The organism is Endozoicomonas sp. 4G (genome assembly GCF_023822025.1).
Classification (GTDB): Bacteria; Pseudomonadota; Gammaproteobacteria; order Pseudomonadales; family Endozoicomonadaceae; genus Endozoicomonas_A.
In genome coordinates, this window is the sequence record NZ_CP082909.1 from 1,075,343 (window position 1) to 1,094,963 (window position 19,621).

A 19,621-nucleotide genomic window follows, 5' to 3' on the forward strand; every position below is an offset into this window, starting at 1 on the left:
GTTTAAGCATGATAATGTAAGGATTGCCAAGTATGACTTTTAGCCCACTAAGAATCGGTATTCATTTTATCGTTTTATTGATAACACTGCTGTCAGGAAGTGCTCTTGCACTGAACGACACACAAAAAAACATGTTAAAACAGCTCACCCTCCAGGATTATGAAAAACTTGATCAAGAACTTAAAAGAAAAGACGGTTTGTACAGAAAGGCTAAATCTTACATCAATATAGTAATGGCAGATTTTAATAGAAAAGAAAAAAAACATTTTTTTATAAAAAAGAATAGGCAAGTAGCTAAACAAATGGGTATTAAAGCTACTGGAAATACGACCAAACCTGAAATACCTTACACACTATTAAGGACGTTTAATCTTGTTCAAGCAATGATTTATCGTGATCGTAAAGTAAAAAATAGCGCAGCCACTGTTGTTACTAATTATGTCAAAATATTGTTATCAAAAAGAAGAACAATTAATCAAGAGCCCACAAAGGATATAGCCTCGATAGAGATAATCCTCGAAAATCGGTTTAATATACCAATAACAACGACTACTACCATCAGGACATTAAATAATAAACAATATAATTTTCCAGTTAAATATCCACCTTACAATATCCTTCATAAAAAAATGCATCTGCTACGTAATGGAGAGTTTATTTTTACCAATGTCAATATGATTCGAGAAGGTGTTTTAAAGAATGGCGATAAGATAATTATACCTGATAATTTATCACACCTAAAAAAATCACCCATAAAAAACCCTGCATCTAAAGCCAGGGAGATTTATATTTCAGTTAGTCGACTTCAAGCCTTTCTTGATAATCAGTATCCGGAAAAATTTAGATTACGTATCTGTGATAAAAATATGTTTCAGGTATCTCTCGACTTTATCGCACCCTCTGGATGGTGGAAAGATGCATTTTTTAGAGTACTGTTTAATTTCGACAATTTTGGTGAGAAAGAGCCAGGATTTTGCCTTAGATATGCACCAGAGGTATCCCACCTTGTTAGCAATAAATTCTCTATGCTGCAAAGATATCGAAAGTATAAAGAACCCATCTTCGATTTTCACAATAAGTACCCAAACAATTTTTCTGTAGAAAAGCAGATGTTAAATATTATCAATTTTCTAGTAGATTGCATGGATACAATGACAAAGGATGTTTTTTCAAGTGATTGGAATGGAACCTCACCCCAGAATGCGATTATACAAGAAATAATAAATGCAAATAATCTGGCACAACAAGAAGTTAACACGCAGGTTTATATAGAAACGGATCCTGGCAAGATAGAAAAAAGTGTGCGTGAAAGAATAAAAGATGGAGAAGATCCAGTTTTCAATTACTTGACCACGGATGAGTTTAATTCAGAATCAATAAGTACTGATATTTTCATGCCTGTCAGAATGTATAATGAAGCTGAGATTATCGAGTTTGACTATACCACGATTAAAAAATTTAATGATCTGATTTATGAAGCCAGTAACAAGTCGAGATTTATAATACCAAAATCCATTAAACCCGTCGTTTATTATAAACACAAAAAGCTCGACGAACATAATATTCAAGAAGTTTTGTCCGACATAAGGAAGGGAAATACGAAAAGGAAGAAAAAGCGCGATATCCTGACGATGATTGTTAAAGTTCCTGGTTATGAAAGACGTGCATTTTTACAGGCTGTATGCCATGCAGATAAACATTATATTACAGAACAGAAATACCACTTTATAAATAGCTATACACTTAGCGAGATAGTTAACACAAGCGAGCTACGCAAACCCATAAAATGGGAAATACATTTATTCGACAATAAGAAACAGGCAAAAGCTAATAATATGCTTTATCAATACAAACTTATTCTGCCTTTAAGAACACATAAGACAACAGAACGCTATAGAGGAATGGATAAGTATCGAGGCGACAATGTCTGGATACCCACTGTTAGAGATGATATGCCGGAAGTTCAAAAAAAATTCGCTTTGATGTCAATGTATGACTTATCAAGACATAAATTCAGAATTTCAAACAATCTCAAAAAAGCCTCTGTTTTAACTCCTGTCTCTTAGTCAGATCTCCACACCCTTTGTCACCCGGTAGGTGTGGAGACGGTCTTGCAGTTTCGCCCAGCCTTCCCAAACAACTAACCATCCGGGAATGCCTGTTCGTTTAGAGTCACACCAGCCACCTACTTTCGCTATGGTTTGGAGTAGCCAGGCCAGTGTTGGTACTTTTTTAGGTAGAGCTTTGCCCTCATAATATGTGATCCAGAGAACTTTCCATTCCTCGTCACTCACAACTTTGTTAGCTGGCGTCTTTTCATTCCATGTTTTGCCACCTTTTGCCTTCCTGTCATAAGGCAGAATCAGAGCCTCCCTGATTTGCAATAATCTGACCGCTACAAACATCAGTATTACTGCCAGACGTTGCATATTACCGGCGGACAGCATTCTCAGGCGCTCAACACCTGTACCGGTTTTCCACGCTTTATGGAACTCTTCAATACGCCAACGCAATTCATAAAATCTCAGCACTGTACGACAGTTTTTAAATGTTTCTACTGATTCAGAAGTTAATAAAATCCAGCGCAACCGATCCTCAGTGTCATTATTGATTTCTTCTGCAATCAAAACGTTGACAGTTATTGGAGCCAAACGCCCACCCGGTCTTTGGGGTGATTGAATCGTAGCGGTTTTCTTCTTCACTTCCAGAGTTACTTTGCGTGCTTTACGTGCATTTCGCCCTCCACGCTGAGGCACTTTAATCGTATAAGTTCCCAAGGCTGGCTCTTCAGCCAGGGCATCAAAAAGAAGTAGGTCATGGTCAATCAAAATTCGGTTTTGTGTTGCCCTGACAACAAACCTCTGGTTGTGAGTCAGCTTGTACTGGATATATTCATAAACATCCGCTTCCCGATCGCAGACACTAGCTACCTTGGTCATTTGGGCACCTAACCTGTGCTTGATGTTTTCAGAAGACTGCTGCCATTTAAAACTTTCTTTTTCTTCGTAAGGTCGCTGTTTACGGGCGCTCCGCTTGTCTCGCTCTTCATCGTCTCTAATCCAGCGCTGCTGATCAATCAAACCCACTGTTCGCTCAGTATCAGCATCAATAAGCATCACTGAATGAGCCCAAATGCCTCTGGATTTGCTATTTTTTGACTCGCCTATATTGCCCAGCTCTGACCTGGTGGAATGTGTGTAGCTGAGAGTGGTGCTGTCCTCAATGGCTAACAAGAGTTGTGCATCGTTTGCAGCGAGTGCGGTCGCCTGAAAACCGGCTTCTGCAATAGCATCCGGCTCTACAGCTTCATTTTCAATAAGCCGATAGGCACCCTCAACCAATGCAAGGTTGCCTTCACATGAGGAGGCTAAAGATGAGCCCGTGTGGGCAGCTAGTTCAGCAGCTACTTGGGTTAGTCTCTTTGTACGACGCTTATCACCTAATTCTGCGCACTCGAAAGTATGTTCAGCCCATTGTTGAGGAGGTAGTGGAAGCATGATCTTGACTCATCTCAGAGAGGATAAGCCAAGTATAGAATTTGTGACTAAGAGACAGGCTGAAGCGAGGGGTTTTACGCAAAATTCGATAAAAGGATGCTGGTTAATAAAGCTGACCACGGCATCGCCATCCTGACCGGTCTGGGTGTATTGCTCAAGCAACCGGTTCAGCTGGCCAGCCGACTGTGCCAAGTTGGTTCGGAGTCCACATCCTTCGACCGTGCATCCTGAGCGGAGTCGAAGGGCGCTCAGGATGAACGTGGATTGTTCACATCAAACTCATTGAAATGATGTACCAGGAGGAACAAGAACGTGCCGGGTCAGCAAAAGAAAGAGTCCGGAATATCATTAAAGATGGCAAAAAATAAAGCATCAGCAAATTTAAAGTCTATTGTTAATCCTCATCAATAAAAATGTGGATCAAATCAAACAATGAAAGCAGTAAGACTTTTCCCTGAAACTCGCCTGTTTCTGTTGTTCGTCCTATCAGTCATTTTTCCGGCTGCTGGTTACAGCGATGCTTATACTAACCTATTGAGCTGGACAGGCTGGGGGATTTCTTCCAAAGCCATTCAGATATCTGGAGAAATCAGCAAGCTGTCGTTTAGAGGGAACAATCTGCCTCTCCATCTGACTTATGATCTCAACACGGTTGACCAGGGCAGCAAGACAGTTCCTGAGCTGGAGAACAATCAGTTTTATATCATCCAGGATGGCCAACCAGGCGACCTGTTTAATTTTTGTTTCAGGACGCCTCCCGCATTATCGGCGAGTAACTTACCCTCTCCCCCGGTTATTACCAAGCCCGCTACAGGCCGGGGTATGTCAAAGATACAAGACGGAGGAGTAAAGCTGGTTCCATTGGCACACGACAGTGGTCGCTGGCAGTATCAGTACTCGGCCAGATGGCGTATACCGACAGGCAGTCAGTCCTTGCTTCTGGCCGTTGAGGACAATAACAATGGATGGGTGATAGAACCGGAATGCAGCGGTATTGTCTCAGAAAGTGCTGCCTTACCATCGTCTTTAGGTAGCAAGACTTCCGATAACAAAAAAACATCATTTGTCGATATCATTTTCCGCAACACCGAAACTGAAAAAAACGAGCCTGACGACGACAGTAGTCGTTCCAGTGGGCCTCTGGCAATACCCGGAGCACCTGATACAGCTGATTACAGCGAGCCATTCCCAAGCTCTGGTGGCGGCAGTTTTGGTGGTAGTGATGATTTAGATGATTTATTCAAGAAAAGGCCGGGAGGAGGAAGGGCTCCTCTTTACGTGTTTGAATGGATGAGTGAGCTGTTCAGCAGAGTCATCCTGGTGCCTGTCCCCGGTACTGACGGCAAGACCGTAAAAAAACAGATTTGGGATACCCGGATTGTGCTCAACATCAAGCAGGGTTGGAATGAGCAGGCGATTATTATTTCCCAGGAACTCTGGAATAAAATAAGGGCTGCACATCTTGAAAGGAGTTCAGGGCTTTTTCTGGCATTGTCCAGAAATCCCGATAATCCCGAAGCGGTATTTGATCATTACCTGAGCAATAACCCACCACAATCGTTTCAAACAGAAGACTACCAAGGTTATGAACAGCAGGTGCTTATTTTAAATCCGAAACAATTACGCAGCGTATCCGTTTTTCCGGGCCACTGCCCCACTGGCGTCGGCTGCCCTGGAGGGAGCAGTCAGGCCGAAAAGCAAACGGCTGACCTTAGACCATCCTCCCACACCAGATCTCAAGAAGAGCATGGTCGTTTATATCAAGATCGAGGCGGCTTTGGTGGCAGAAGGGGTGACGGAGACGATGGCTCAGGGGGCGCACCAAACAATGGGTTATGCATAGTTTGTCAGAATCCTGCTAAACCCGTAATCGCCTCCAATATATGCCGCGAATGCCTGGATCCTGAATTTGAACTTTCAGCATTCACTAACTTCCAAGAGGTCAAGAGGTTGGAAAAAAAGGCATGGACGTATTTTGACTTTAGTGATCATTATAATTTGCCAAAACTTTATGAACTTTTAACTCGTAGTTTTTTATCAAATAGGGATGCGCTACATAAATTTAATACAGCATGGGTTAAATTTTTAAGAGGAGATGTAGGGCTTGACGACATTATTTCAAAAGTCGATGTGTTGGCACAAAGGAATGAATTTGAAAGTCAAATGAGTTTTTTTGAAAATGAATTGAAAGACTGCTTGAAGAGTAACAATATTTTTCCGATGGATGATCCAGGTGAAGTTTTGTATTCAGGATTGGGTCACAAGAAGAAAGTAGAGTTAATTAATTTTATTTATTATAAATTTAAACATACAAGTAACTTGTTAAAAGAAGAAATGGTTTCATCGCAATACAATATAATAAATATGCTAAATGACTTTGCCAAAGAAATTTATGATGAGTATGGTTTTGGTTTTCCGTTTACTATTGGTGAGGAGTTCCACATTATTCCGTGGGGTCATCCCTACAGTATTAAACATGCTTTTATTACACCATCTAGCAGGGAAGTTTTAGTTGACAATCCTAGCTATCAAACACTTCAAGATCTTGCATTAGCTATTACTGGTAATAAACTATCAGAAGCTGACGATGTCAGGGCTATGTTTACTGCTATGGCTCTTATTGGATCAATGTTCGAGGAATGTGGAAGAACAATGTTTCGGAAACCGGCTGCTTTATCAAAAGAATTAGACGACGAGCAACTTGATTCATTTGCAAAGTTTACCTTTAAAGCCAGGGAACAGCTTATTGAGATACTGAATGCGGGTGATCCTGAACAAAAAGATGAATTCATTCGGAGTATGTTTTTGATCTTTGGTATGGTTCCTAAACAACTAGCAGATGAGCTGTCTCAGGAATGGGATCCCAGGATTGTTTGGGGAAACAAACCGGGTGCTCATGTAGCGCGATATATTCAGCAACCAAAAAGAGGGAAAAGGAAGTAGGGCTCTCCCTCGTTCCCTCGTTCCCACGCTCTGCGTGGGAATGCATACCTCACCTAACAAACTAGTACACGGTTTCAATGTAATTGATGGGTTCCCTCTATTAATGGCACCCAAACTCCGTTCAACCTGAGCGTCCTTCGACTCCGCTCAGGATGCACGAGGGGCAAATCAGAACAAGAACGTACCGGGCCAGCAAAAAAAATCTTGAATATCCTCAAAGATGAAAAAAATAAAACATCAGCAAATTTAAGGTCTATTGTTAAGCCTTATCAACAAAATGCGGATCAAATCAAACAATGAAAGCAGTAAGACTTCTCCCTGAGACTCACCTGTTTCTGTTATTCGTCCTGTCAGTCATTTTCCCGGTTGCCGCTTACAGCGATGCTTATACTGACCTATTGATCTGGACCGGTTGGGGGATTTCCTCCAAAGCCATTCAGACACCGGGGGATATCAGCAAGCTGTCGTTTAGAGGAAGTCATCCACCTCTTCATCTGACGTATGGTCTCAACACGGTTGACCAGAGCAGCAAGACAGTTCCTGAGCTGGAGAACAATCAGTTTTATATCATCCAGAATGGCCAACCAGGCGACCTGTTTAATTTTTGTTTCAGGACGCCTCCCGCATTATCGGTGAGTAACTTACCCTCTCCCCCGGTTATTACCAAGTCCGCTACAGGCCGGGGTATGTCAGAGATAAAAGATGGAGGAGTAAAGCTGGTTCCATTGGCACACGACAGTGGTCGCTGGCAGTATCAGTACTCGGCCAGATGGCGTATACCGACAGGCAGTCAGTCCTTGCTTCTGGTCGTTGAAGACAATCACAACGGATGGGTGATAGAACCGGAATGCAGCGGTATTGTTTCAGAAAGTACTGCCTTGCCATCGTCTTTAGGTAGCAAAACTTCCGATAACAAAAAAACATCATTTGTCGATATCATTTTCCGCAATACAGAGACTAAAAAAAACGAGCCTGACCATCCTGACGACAGTAGTCGTTCCAGTGGGCCTCTGGCAATACCCGGAGCACCTGATACAGCCGATAACAGCGAGCCATTCCCAAGCTCTGGTGGCGGCGGTTTTGGTGGTAGTGATGATTTAGATGATTTATTCAAGAAAAGGCCGGGAGGAGGGAGGGCTCCTCTTTACGTGTTTGAATGGATGAGTGAGCTGTTCAGCAGAGTCATTCTGGTGCCTGTCCCCGGTACTGACGGCAAGACCGTAAAAAAACAGATTTGGGATACCCGGATTGTGCTCAACATCAAGCAGGGTTGGAATGAGCAGGCGATTATTATTTCCCAGGAACTCTGGAATAAAATAAGGGCTGCACATCTTGAAAGGAGCTCAGGGCTTTTTCTGGCATTGTCCAGCAACCCCAATAATCCCGAAGCGGTATTTGATCATTACCTGAGCAATAACCCACCACAATCGTTTCAAACAGAAGACTACCAAGGTTATGAACAGCAGGTGCTTATTTTAAATCCGAAACAATTACGCAGCGTATCCGTTTTTCCGGGCCACTGCCCGACCGGGGTCAGTTGTCCTGGAGGAGCCGGTCAGGCCGAAAAACAAACGGCTGACCTTAGACCATCCTCCTACGCCCGATCTCAAGAGTATGGTCGTCTATATCAAGATCGAGGCGGCTTTGGTGGCAGAGGGAGTGACGAAGACGATGGCTCAGGGGGCGCACCAAACAATGGGTTATGTATAGTTTGTCAGAACCCTGCTAAACCTGTATTCCTCTACAATAAATGCCAGGATTGTCTGGATAGTGAAACTAATCTGCTTGAGGAGGAGCCGGTGATAGAACAGCCTCCTGAAATAAGGCGAGGTGAGGCAATCCCAATCTCTGCACCAAAAGCGGTTGATACTTCAGCAGTCATTATATTTCAATGGTTCAAGAATTTGCTAGCCGGGACAGGGGATTATTTTCACCATCGTGAGTACTATAAGTTGCCACAACTTTATAAGCTTTTAACTCATAGCTTTTTATCAAATGTGAATACGCTACGTAAGTTTCATTCAAAATGGAATGAATTTACAAGAGGCAATGTAGGGCTTTACGACCTTATTTTAGAGGTCGGCAAGTTGGTAAAATCTCAAGGGGGTGAGAAACATGTTGAAGTGGCTAGAATTGTTAAAGCGCTTGCTTTTTACAGGAAAGAATTTGTGAATGAAGATGGTGTGGGAGAATTAAGAAATAATTTGAAAACCTACTTAGAGACTAACAATATTCTTCCGACGGATGATGAAGTTTTGTATTCCAGATTGGATGACCAGCAGAAAGCAGAGTTAATTAATTTTATTTATCAGAAGTTTAAACAAACGGGTGACGTGCTAAAAGAAGAAACGGTTCCATCGCAATTCAATATAATAAGAATGTTAAATGTCTTGGCCAGAGAAGTTTATAGTAAGTATGGTTTTGGTCTTCCGGATATTAACGATCAGGGGTTAAAAATTATTGTGTGGGGCTATCCGCTCAATAATAAATATTCTTTTATTACACAACTTAACAATGAAAGATTATCTATAAGTCCGAGTCATCAATCACTTCAAGGTCTTGTATCAGCTATTGGTGCTGATGTAGCAGGAAAAGCTGAAGATGTCAGGGCTATGATTACCGCTTTGACTGTTATTAGATCAATGTTCGAGGTACGTGCAAAAGCAATACTTTCGCAATGTGCGAATTCATCAAATCAAGTTGATCATGACCAACTTGATTTGTTAGGAAAATTTGCCATTAAAGCCAGACAACAGCTTGGTGAGATACTGAAATTGAGTGATCCTGAACAAAAAGAGGAATTTATCCGGAATATGTTTTTGATCTTTGGTGTAGTTCCTCGAGAAATAATGGATGAGCTGACTCAGGAATCGGATCCTGGGCTTGGCTCGATAAGGAAAAGAAGGGCTCAGGTAGCGGAAGATCCTCAACATAAAAAATCAAAAACAAGGAACCAGAGCTCTGGCCCTTTAAAAATAGATTCTGCCATGCCAGAAGCTATATACATCGATCTTGCTACAGACATAGGCGTAAAATGGAAAATGTTTGGCAGATGTACGGGTGTTCTTAAAAATCCTCATATAGACAATATTGATGCTAACAGCGGTGACGCTTTTGAAAAGGCGTATACAATGCTAGCGCAATGGAGACAAATGAAAGAAGATGGTGCTCCTACCTTTAGAAACCTACTAGATATTCTTGGAAGAATGGCGCTCAATAAAACCAAGTTCGAAATAATCGGTCGTTATGGTCTTTGAACGAAATTAAGGGCGCAATCCCGCTTCTTTAGAGGCGGGTCAAGCCCTTGCAAGGCGTTCCCTCGTTCCCACGCTCTGCGTGGGAATGCATACCTCACCTGACAAACTAGTACAAGAACGCACCGGGCCAGCGAAAAAATACTGAATACCATCAAAGATGAAAAAAAATAAACCATCAGCAAATTTAAGGTCTATTGTTAAGCCTTACCAATAAAATGTGGATCAAATCAAACAATGAAAGCAGTAAGACTTCTCCCTAAAACTCACCTGTTTCTGTTATTCATCCTGTCGGTCATTTTTCCGATTGCTGGTTACAGCGATGCTTATACTAACCTATTGAGCTGGGCAGGTTGGGGGATTTCTTCCAAAGCCATTCAGACACCGGGTGAAATCAGCAAACTGTCGTTTAGAGGAACTCATCCGCCTCTCCATCTTACTTACGGTCTCAACACGGCTGACCAGAGCAGCAAGACCATTTCTGAACTGGGGAACGATCAGTTTTATATCATTCAGAATGGTCAACCAGGCGAGCTGTTTAATGTTTGTTTCAGAACCCCGCCGGCATTATGGGCGGGAAATTTGCCCTCTCCCCCAGTCATTACAAAGCCAGCAGGCCAGGGTATGCCAGAGATACAAGACGGAGGAGTAAAGCTGGTTCCATTGGCACCTGACAGTGGTCGCTGGCAGTACCAGTACTCGGCCAGATGGCGTTTACCCACAGGTCATCAGTCGTTGCTTCTGACCGTTGAAGACAATAATAATGGCTGGGTTATAGAGCCCCAATGCAGTGGTATTGTTTCAGAAAGCACTGCTTCACCGTCGTCTTTGAGCCGCAATACTTCCGATAACAAAAATAGATCATCTGTTGATATCTTCTTTCGCAACACACAGGCTGAAAATAATCCTGACGACAATGGCCGTTTCAGCGGGCCTCTGGGAATACCCGATGCGCCTGTTGCTGCCGACAACAGCGAGCCATTCCCAAGCTATGGTGGCGGCGGTTTTGGAGGTAGCGATGATTTAGATTTCAAGAAAAGGCCGGGAGGAGGGAGGGCCCCTCTTTACGCGTTTGAATGGATGAGTGAGCTGTTCAGCAGAATCATCCTGGTGCCTGTCCCCGGCACTGACGGCCAGACTGTACAAAAACAGATTTGGGATACCCGAATCGTGCTCAACATCAAGCAGGGCTGGAATGAGCAGTCGATTATTATTTCTCAGGAACTCTGGAATAAGATAAGGGCTGCACGTCTTGAAAGGAGTACAGGGCTTTTTCTGGCATTGTCCGGAAACCCCGATAATCCCGAAGCGGTATTTGATCATTACCTGAGCAATAACCCGCCACAACCGCTTCAAACAGAAGACTACCAGGGTTATGAGCAGCAGGTGCTTATTTTAAATCCGAAACAATTACGCAGTGTATCCGTTTTTCCGGGCCACTGCCCCACTGGTGTCGGCTGCTCTGGAGGGACCAGTGAGGTTGAAAAGCAAATGGCTAACCTTAAGCCGCCCTCCTACACAGAATCTCAAGCACAAAAGTATGGTCGTCAATATTCAGGTGGCTACGGTGGTGGTAAAAAAAGTGGCGAAGACGATGGTTCAGGGGGGGCACCAAAAAAGGGGGTATGTCAGAGTTGTAAGAACCCTTATAAAACCATATACGCCTTCAATATGTGCCAGGAATGCCTGGATCTTCAATCTGAAATGATTGAGCAGGAACCGACTAGAGAACCGCCTCCAGAAATAAAGCGAGGTGAGGCAATTCCGATCTCTGTGGCAAAAGAGGTTGATACTTCAGCAGTCACTATATGTCAATGGTTCAAGCATTTGCGAGAACAGGCAGGAAATTATTTTTACCTTAGTGAATACTATAAATTGCCACAACTTTATAAGCTTTTAACTCATAGTTTTTTATTAGACAGGGATACGCTAAGTAAATTTCATTTAAAATGGTTAGAATTTTTAAGAGGCAATGTAGGACTCTATCAGCTTATTTCAGTAGTCGGTGAGTTGGCAAAATCTCAGGACGTCAAGAAGCATGTTGAGGTGGCGAGAATTATAAAGGCACTGGCTTTTTACAGGAGTGAATTTGAGAATGAAGATGCTCATGAACTGTTTGGAAACGGTTTGAAAGATTACTTAACGAGTAAAAATATTCTTCCACCGAATGATTCGGATCAAGCTTTGTATTCAGGATTGGATCCCCGACAGAAAGACGAGTTAATTAATTTTATTTATCAGATATTTAAGCAAACGGGTGACGTGCTAAAAGAAGAAATGGTTCCATCGCAGTATAAAACAATGGTGATGTTTAATAGCTTGGCCAGAGAAGCTTTTGATAAGTTTCGTTTTGGTTTTCCGGTTATTAATAATGAGCAGTTAGAGGTTGTTGCGTGGGGCTTTGCGGTCAATCCTAATTATTCTTTTGTTAGTCTATTTAACAAGGCAAAATTACGTGATGGCCCTAATCGTCGAACACTTCAAGATCTTGCATTGACTATTACTGGCAATCCATTTGAAACTGAAAAAATCAGGGCTATGTTTACCGCTTTGGCTGTTATTAGATCAATGTTTGGGGAACGTTCAAAAGCAATCTTCCCGAATCAGGATGCCTTATCACAAATATTAGTCTATGAACAACCTGAATTCTTAAGAACCTTTACCATTACAGCCACAAGACAGCTTGTTGAGATACTGAGAGTGAGTGATCCTGAACAAAAAGACGAATTCATTCGGAATATGTTTTTGATCTTTGGCACGGTTCCTAAAGAACTGGCGGGTGAGCTGACTCAGCAATGGAATCCTGGGCTCGGTTCAGAAAAGCAAGCGGTTGCTCAGGCAGCGGCACATCCTCAGCATAAACAATCAAAAAGAAACAATCAGGGTTCTTCCATAATCGACAATCGTTTACCAGATGAGCTATTGCTGGATCTTGCTGATGAACTAAGCATCCATTGGAAATTGTTTGCCAGAAATACGGGTGATCTTAAAAAGGCTGTCATAGACAATATTGATGCTGATAACAATTTGGTTTATGACAAGGCAATAGAAATGCTGCATAGATGGCAACAAGTGAAGGGTAAAGTGACCTTTAGAGACTTACTGAGGGTTCTTGAAAAATCGAAATTCAATGGAATTAGGTTCAGCATAATAGAGCGTTATGGTCTTTGACCGCTTGCCCTGAGCTAGTACGTCACTTCAATGAGTTTGATGTGAACAATCTACGTTCATCCTGAGCGGAGTCGAAGGATGTGGGCTCCGAACCAAAAATAAAGACCGTGCCCGGCACCCTTCGACTCCGCTCAGGGTGAACGGAGTTTGGGTGTCATTAATAGAGGGAACCCATCAATTACATTGAAACCGCGTACTACGTTCATCCTGAGCGGAGTCGAAGGGCGCTCAGGGTGAACGGAGCTTGGGATCAGATTTCAGCAGCAAGGCGAGCCCCCTGATTGATGGCTCGCTTGGCATCCAGTTCAGCAGCAACGTCAGCACCACCGATAAGGTGGACTGGCTTGCTGGTGAGGGTGTCAGCCAGCTCTCTGAGCGGTAACTGACCGGCACAGATGACGACGTTATCCACATCCAGAACCTTTGGTTCACCATCAATGGAGACATGAAGGCCACTGTCGTCTACCTTGTGATACTCGCAGGAGGGCACCATTTTCACACCACGCTTGAGCATTTCGGTTCGGTGAATCCAGCCGGTGGTTTTACCCAGGCTGGCTCCCGGCTTGGTTTTTTTGCGTTGCAGCAGGTAGACTTCCCGTGAACTTTCTTCTTTCCCGGAACCAGAAACTGTCAGGCCGCCCCGGTGGCTGAGGCTCATATCAACGCCCCAATCTTTCATAAAGGCTTCAACATCCAGACTGTGTGAAGGCCCTTTCTGGGTAATAAATTCAGTCAAATCGAAACCAATGCCACCGGCACCAATCACTGCCACGGTTTTGCCGACTTTTGCACCCTTGAAGACATCCAGGTAACTCAGAACTTTGGGATGATCCAGTCCTTCAATATCCGGTGTGCGCGGCATGACACCGGTCGCCACAATGACTTCATCAAAATCGCTGTTTTCCAGTTCACTGGCAGAAATCCGGGTGTTCAGTTTCAGGTTGACACCCGTCAGCTCTATTTGACGCTGGAAATAACGCAGTGTTTCAGAGAACTCTTCTTTGCCCGGAACCTGTTTGGCAATGTTGAACTGACCACCGATTTTGTCAGCGGCTTCAAACAGAGTGACATCATGGCCTCTACAGGCGGCTGTTGTCGCAAAAGAAAGACCGGCGGGACCGGCACCCACTACCGCCAGTTTTTTCGGCTTATCGGTGGGCAGATAGTTGAGTTCTGTCTCATGACAGGCCCTGGGGTTAACAAGACAGCTGACCAGTTTCAGGGCAAAAACATGGTCCAGGCAGGCCTGGTTACAGGCGATGCAGGTGTTGATTTCGTCGGCACGACCCGCTTTCGCTTTGTTGACCCATTCAGGGTCAGCCAGCAGTGGGCGGGCCATGGACACCATATCGGCATCGCCTCGGGCCAGAACTGTTTCAGCTACTTCTGGCATATTGATACGATTGGAGGTAATAACCGGAATACTTAACTCTTTTTTGATTTTTGCGGTGACCCAGGTGAAGGCCGCACGGGGGACCATGGTGGCAATGGTGGGAATGCGGGCTTCGTGCCAGCCGATACCGGTATTGATAATCGTTGCGCCTGCTTTTTCGATCTCTTTGCCCAGCGCCACAATCTCATCCCAGCTGCTGCCTCCTTCAACCAGGTCGAGCATGGAAAGACGATAAATAATAATAAAGTCGGTGCCGGTTTTTTCTCTTACACGACGAATGACTTCAATGGGCAGTCGAATGCGGTTTTCGTATCGGCCACCCCAGTCATCATCCCGGTGGTTGGTTTTAGCGACGATAAACTGGTTGATGAAATAACCTTCCGAACCCATGATTTCAACACCGTCGTAGCCCGCTTTTTGAGCATTCAGGCTGCATTGCACAAAGTCTTCAATCTGGCCGTCAATCTCTTCGGGTGTCAGCTCTCTGGGCGGAAAAGGTGCGATCGGTGCTTGCAGGGCACTGGGGGCAATGGCTTCAGGGTGGTAGGCATAGCGGCCAGTGTGCAGAATCTGCATACAGATCTTGCCGCCTTCTTTATGAACCGCCTGGGTGACCAGGCTGTGACCGGCAATTTCTTGTTCTGTTTTAATCAGGGCCGCATTGGGCAGGCCGCCGGATTCCCGGTTGGGCGCAATGCCGCCGGTTACCATCAGGCCAACGCCACCTTTTGCTCGCTCACCAAAGTAAGCGGCCAGCCGTTGGTAGCCTCCGGGGTGTTCTTCCAGGTTGGTGTGCATGGAACCCATCAACACCCGGTTTTTTAACTGGGTAAAGCCCAGGTCCAGTGGTTTCAGAAGGTGGGGGTACAGCTTGTGCCGCTCAGGCTGGCTGTATGGCTCAGGGCTGTTCGGCTCAGGGCTGTATGGCTCAGGGCTGTATAGGGAGCTGGTCATCAACAGATCCTCATCATGTTTTAAAGAGTATTTGTCATTATGCTATCTGGACAGCGTCAAGATAAGGCGGTATGTTGACACTGTCAAGATTGGGTATTCAGTTTCTGAGACAGGGCATCGCCTTTGAGTAACAATATGTCAGAGTAACAATATGTCAGCCAAGAAGAGCTACCATCACGGAGACTTACGACAAAGCCTGATTAATGAGGCGACCCGGATGATCGCCGGATCCGGCGTTGAGAAACTCTCCATGCGCGGACTGGCTGAAAGTGTTGGGGTTTCCAGAACCGCCGCCTATCACCATTTCAAAGATAAGAATGAGCTTTTGTGTGCCATCGCAGAACAAGGTTTTAATCACTGGTACCAGGTGCTGGGGAGCAGGTTGAGAGAGGTTCCTGACGATTTTGAAGCCTGGTTTCGTGAGTTTTCCCATGCCTACATCGACTTTGCCCAGAATCATGCCGAGCAGTATGACCTGATGTTTGGCCGACCTATCTGGAAAAATGGGCAACCCACGGATGCGCTCAGGACCATCTCCTTTGAAACTTTTCAGCATTATGCAAACTTTGTTAAACAATGCCTGTCGAGCGATGGCTTCGGTCAGGATCAGGATGCCCTGCGGGTGGCCCAGGTCACCTGGGGCAGTTTGCACGGCCTGAGTCGTTTATTAATTGACGGTGTTTATCTGGACAAAGCTTCCATCAACAGCATGTGCGATACAGCGGCAAGGTTATTGGTGCAGAGCAGGGGGGTGTCAGGGCTGCTTTGATTCATCAAAGTTACGCCAGAACCGATGGGCGACCCTGATATCTTTTTGAGCCATGGAACGGCCTGTTGCGGTCATCAGTTTCTCTTCGAACAGGTTCTGCACTTTCCGGGTTGCTGTCAGTGCCTGGTCGTAGGGGAGCTTTCTGACTTCGAGGTTACAGGCTAGCTCTCGGGTTATGCCGTAAGCTCCCATAAGGTCCATGGCGTCGGCATCAAAGACAACTTTTGCTTCTATGGGGGCGCTGTCGGAAATCAGATGAGGGCGGCAAAGCCTGACAATCTCATAGAGCTGAGATTGAATAACGGGATTCAAGCCAGTCTCCTGCAACAGTTTGTCGAGTTGTTCCAGGTGATCATGGTATTGATGGAGCCAGGCGCCTGCTTCGACAAGAAAGGCATTCCCCGCTTCGGTCTGATTAATCTTCAGGGCGTATCTCACCACTCGCTCGCCATGCCTGAGGTTGTGGTAAGGGTCTTGCTGTTGATAAAAAACGCTGGCTTTTGCTTTTATTTCATTCAGGCAGTTCTGCATGGCTTGGCTCTGATCGGGTTTTTAGCGGGAAAATGCCAGGGCTTTGCGCTCTATCCATCTTACAATCAGTGTCAGGATACCCGTCAGTGTCAGGTAGATCAGCCCGGCCAGGGAGAACACGGTGAGTGTGTCGTAAGTCTGGGCGTTCAGGCGTGCGGCATAGCCCATGAGGTCCATCAGGGTGATGGTGCTGGCCAGAGACGTTCCTTTCATCACCAGAATCATTTCATTGCCATAGGCTGGCAGCGCCCTGCGAATCCCATGGGGCAGGATGATCCGGGTCAGCGCCTGCTGGCGGGTCATACCCAGCGCCATGGCGGCTTCCCATTCCCCGGCAGAGACTGAGTCAATGGCGCCCTTGAACAGTTGCGTGGAATAAGCCGCACTGTTCAGTGCCAGGGCCAGCATGGCGCAGAACCAGGGTTGGCTGAGCAATGACCATAATACGGTTTCCTGCAGGATCGGGAACTGGGCCGGACCGTAATAAATCAGGAAAATCTGGATCAGCAGGGGGGTGCCGGTAAACAGCAGAATTTGCAATCGCACCAGCCAGGCCAGCGCTTTAATGCGCAAAGAAAGAATCAGAGTGAACAGCAATGACATAACCAGACCGAGCAGCAGGCTGGCAAACGTCAGCTTCAGGGTTGTCTGCAGACCTTTTAACAGCTGAGGCAGGTATTCGAGCAAGGATTCCAGCATCATACATTGACCGTCCTGATGTGTTGACTGGTTTTCTGCTTCATTTTGTTCAGGCAGAACTGACTTATAAGGGTGATTATCAGGTAGATAGCGCCGGCAGTTGCATACCAGGTAAAAGGTTCATAAGTCTGGGATGACACCAGTTGAGCCTGGCGCAGCAGGTCAGTTACGCCGATTAAGGAGACCAGTGCCGTATCTTTTAGCAGCACCAGCCATTGGTTACCCAGCCCGGGCAGGGCATGACGCCAGGCTTGGGGCAGTATTACCCGATAAAAGCAGCGAGCCGGGGCGATCCCCAAGGCTTTTGCCGCTTCTGACTGCCCCTTGGGAACGGCCATGAACGCCCCCCGCAGAGTCTGGCTGGCATAGGCTGAAAAGATCAGCGACAGGGCCAGGGTACCGGCTGTGAAAGGGCTGATTTCGATAAACTCATCGGTGAGTAGAAACAGCAGATGGGTCGAACCAAAGTAGACAAAAAAGACCACCAGGATTTCTGGCAGCCCTCTGATCAGGGTGACCCATGAAACGGACAGATATCTAAGCAACCGGAAATGACTCAGCTCGCCCAGAGCCAGCAGGACAGCCAGCATCAGACCCAGAAGCAGGGAAGAGAGCGCCAGTCCCAGGGTCATCAGCGTTGCATTGAAGAAGAGCTCGAGCATGAATATAACGGTCTATCAGGTAATAGGGAGCTCGCAGGCCAATAGCAAGCGCGTATGGGAATTTTAGTCAAAGTACTTATCGTATATTTTTTGATAAGTGCCGTTTTCTTTCAGTTTTTCCAGAGCTGAATCTATTCTTTTTTTCAGGTCGTTATGTTTCCTGACCGCGATCCCATAGCCGATGCCAAAGTATTCCGGATCCTTCACCACCGGGCCTACCTGTGCGTACTGACCTTCGCCTCTTTTTGCCAGCCATTCTTTGGCAACCGCCTTATCGGCAAAGACGGCATCAATCCGGCCACTGATCAAATCCAGAAAAGCGTTCTGAACCGAGTCGTAAGGACGAACTTTCACCCCCTGGCTCTCCAGTTTGTCGATCAGATACTGCTGATGGGTGGAGCCGTTCTGAACGCCTACCGATTTGCCCTTGAGTGCTTTAACCGACGTGAGTCCCTCGTCCTTGTTGGCGATAAAGATGGCCGAGTTCTCATAGTAGGGGGTACTGAAATCGACTTCTTCGAGACGGTCCGGAGTAATGTCCATCCCTGAAATGACAGCGTCAAAGCGACGAAACTTGAGACTGGGAATCAGGCTGTCAAAGGGCTGGCTGCTGAATGTACATTCTGCTTTTAGTTCATTGCAGATGGCCCTGGCCAGATCAATATCGAAACCTTCCAGCTGATTATCCTTACCCATGAACTCAAAAGGGGGGTAAGTGGGTTCTGTGGCAAAGCGGATCGTTTCAGCAGCCTGAGCCTGAACGCTCATGATCACTGTGGCAACGGTCAGAACACTGGTTGCCAGAAGAGAAGCGAACATTTTTTTCATATTTTGATACTCCAGAAATCCTGAAAGTCTGCAAATAAGTTAGCAAAGGTGCAGGCTCCAGTGGGTCAATGTTCCAGATAGCTGCGGAAAGCCTCTGTCTGAGGTTGATTAAAGTGATCGGATGGCCCCTCTTCAACAATGTGGCCATTTTCAAGATAAATCACTTTGCTGGCAATTTTCCGGGCGAATTCCACTTCGTGGGTAACCACCACCTGGGTGATGCCGGACTGGCTCAGCTCCCTGATCACTTCGACTACCTGATTGGTGATGGCGGGATCAAGGGCGGCAGTGGGCTCATCAAACAATAGGACATCGGGTGACAGCATCAGGGAGCGGGCAATAGCCACCCGCTGCTGCTGACCACCCGACAGTGAAGATGGCCAGGCATCGGCCTTTTCAGACAGGCCAACACGTTCCAGCAGTTCTCTGGCTTTGGTGGTGGCTTTTTCTTTGGGCATCCCCTGCACCACGGGCGCTTCAATCAGGTTGTTAAGTACCGTCATATGTGGCCAGAGATTGTATTGCTGAAACACCATGCCTACCTTGCGCCTCAGGGCGCAAGCCTGTTTGTTCAGGTGTTTGTTGTCGCCATCGCTGAAATTAAACGTCATATCCGCAATGCGCATGGTGCCCTTATCGGGGGTTTCCAGCAGGTTCAGCATGCGCAGCAGGGTGCTTTTACCGGCACCGCTGGCTCCCAGAAGAACCGTAGTTTCACCCCGGGGGATAGTAAAACTGATATCTTTAAGAACCTGTGTGGAGCCAAATGCTTTGCTTAGGCCCTCTACGACTATACCTTCTACAGCCATACCTTCTACAATCATGCCTTCTACGACCATGCCTTCTACGATCATGCCCATTGTCTCTGTGATTTCCGCCCCGTTGTGACCCTCTTCAGGGCTGACGGAATCCGTTGAGCA

At 45.8% G+C, this 19,621-nt stretch carries 13 protein-coding genes; 6 read left to right on the top strand and 7 right to left on the bottom strand.

What is annotated here, in order from left to right:
- The first annotated feature begins 32 nt into the window (after positions 1-32).
- Positions 33-2,066, top strand: a complete 2,034-nt coding sequence (locus tag K7B67_RS03960; protein ID WP_252179081.1) for a hypothetical protein — start codon at positions 33-35, stop codon at positions 2,064-2,066.
- Here the strand turns inward: K7B67_RS03960 and K7B67_RS03965 are convergent, their stop codons facing one another.
- The gene (locus K7B67_RS03965; RefSeq protein ID WP_252179061.1) at positions 2,067-3,497 is read right to left on the bottom strand and encodes an IS4 family transposase; all 1,431 of its coding nucleotides are present in this window, start codon (positions 3,495-3,497) and stop codon (positions 2,067-2,069) included.
- A gap of 96 nt (positions 3,498-3,593) precedes the next feature.
- On the opposite strand from K7B67_RS03965, the gene K7B67_RS23835 reads away from it, so the two are divergent.
- The 4 genes from K7B67_RS23835 to K7B67_RS03980 all read left to right on the top strand — a co-directional run bounded on the left by K7B67_RS23835 (position 3,594) and on the right by K7B67_RS03980 (position 12,865).
- Positions 3,594-3,728, top strand: coding sequence for a hypothetical protein (locus K7B67_RS23835; protein WP_256484710.1), 135 nt, complete (start codon positions 3,594-3,596; stop codon positions 3,726-3,728).
- 201 nt (positions 3,729-3,929) lie between these two features.
- Positions 3,930-6,440: a hypothetical protein gene (locus tag K7B67_RS03970; RefSeq protein ID WP_252179082.1), complete on the top strand. Its 2,511-nt coding sequence runs from the start codon at positions 3,930-3,932 to the stop codon at positions 6,438-6,440.
- Positions 6,441-6,736: 296 nt separating this feature from the next.
- On the top strand, positions 6,737-9,697 hold the full coding sequence (locus tag K7B67_RS03975; protein WP_252179083.1) for a death domain-containing protein: 2,961 nt from the start codon (positions 6,737-6,739) through the stop codon (positions 9,695-9,697).
- A 234-nt stretch (positions 9,698-9,931) separates the two neighbouring features.
- The gene (locus tag K7B67_RS03980; protein WP_252179084.1) at positions 9,932-12,865 is read left to right on the top strand and encodes a death domain-containing protein; all 2,934 of its coding nucleotides are present in this window, start codon (positions 9,932-9,934) and stop codon (positions 12,863-12,865) included.
- A 250-nt stretch (positions 12,866-13,115) separates the two neighbouring features.
- Here the strand turns inward: K7B67_RS03980 and K7B67_RS03985 are convergent, their stop codons facing one another.
- On the bottom strand, positions 13,116-15,212 hold the full coding sequence (locus K7B67_RS03985; protein WP_252179085.1) for an NADPH-dependent 2,4-dienoyl-CoA reductase: 2,097 nt from the start codon (positions 15,210-15,212) through the stop codon (positions 13,116-13,118).
- A gap of 151 nt (positions 15,213-15,363) precedes the next feature.
- Between K7B67_RS03985 and K7B67_RS03990 the strand changes: the two genes are divergently transcribed.
- Positions 15,364-15,981, top strand: a complete 618-nt coding sequence (locus K7B67_RS03990; protein WP_252179086.1) for a TetR/AcrR family transcriptional regulator — start codon at positions 15,364-15,366, stop codon at positions 15,979-15,981.
- Here K7B67_RS03990 and K7B67_RS03995 read toward each other — a convergent pair.
- The 5 genes from K7B67_RS03995 to artP form a co-directional block, all read right to left on the bottom strand.
- Positions 15,967-16,512: a hypothetical protein gene (locus tag K7B67_RS03995; RefSeq protein ID WP_252179087.1), complete on the bottom strand. Its 546-nt coding sequence runs from the start codon at positions 16,510-16,512 to the stop codon at positions 15,967-15,969. The two genes, K7B67_RS03990 and K7B67_RS03995, sit on opposite strands and share 15 nt — an antisense overlap.
- A gap of 21 nt (positions 16,513-16,533) precedes the next feature.
- On the bottom strand, positions 16,534-17,214 hold the full coding sequence (gene artM / locus K7B67_RS04000) for an arginine ABC transporter permease ArtM (protein ID WP_252179088.1): 681 nt from the start codon (positions 17,212-17,214) through the stop codon (positions 16,534-16,536).
- Positions 17,211-17,873: an arginine ABC transporter permease ArtQ gene (gene artQ / locus K7B67_RS04005; RefSeq protein ID WP_252179089.1), complete on the bottom strand. Its 663-nt coding sequence runs from the start codon at positions 17,871-17,873 to the stop codon at positions 17,211-17,213. Before artQ ends, artM begins: the two co-directional genes overlap by 4 nt.
- A 63-nt stretch (positions 17,874-17,936) precedes the next feature.
- Positions 17,937-18,701 carry a lysine/arginine/ornithine ABC transporter substrate-binding protein gene (locus K7B67_RS04010; protein ID WP_252179090.1) on the bottom strand — a complete coding sequence of 255 codons (765 nt, stop codon included), beginning with the start codon at positions 18,699-18,701 and terminating at the stop codon, positions 17,937-17,939.
- 65 nt (positions 18,702-18,766) lie between these two features.
- Positions 18,767-19,561: an arginine ABC transporter ATP-binding protein ArtP gene (gene artP / locus K7B67_RS04015; RefSeq protein ID WP_346658250.1), complete on the bottom strand. Its 795-nt coding sequence runs from the start codon at positions 19,559-19,561 to the stop codon at positions 18,767-18,769.
- Positions 19,562-19,621 lie beyond the last annotated feature (60 nt).